Genomic DNA, 267 nt, shown 5'->3' on the forward strand with positions numbered 1-267 from the left:
ACCAGCAGCAGCGCGGTGGCGTATACCAGCGGGCGCGCCGCTTCGACGTTGGGGCTCTGGAAACCGACATCGTAGATATGGAAGCCCAGGTGCATGATCTTCTGGTCAAGGTGCAGGTACGGGTAGTTGCCGTCCAGCGGCAGCGACGGGGCCAGCTTGACCACGCCGACCAGCATCAGCGGCGCCACTTCACCGGCGGCACGGGCCACCGCGAGGATCATGCCGGTCATCATCGCTGGGCTGGCCATCGGCAGCACGATCTTCCAC

1 pseudogene is annotated in these 267 nt (G+C 65.5%); it reads right to left on the reverse strand.

Annotation, left to right across the window (positions count from 1 at the left end):
* Positions 1 to 267 (reverse strand): annotated as a pseudogene (locus AC0L3U_RS39485) (hypothetical protein); the annotation flags it as partial.

The sequence above is a fragment of the Bradyrhizobium sp. Kon69 genome, assembly GCF_055807515.1.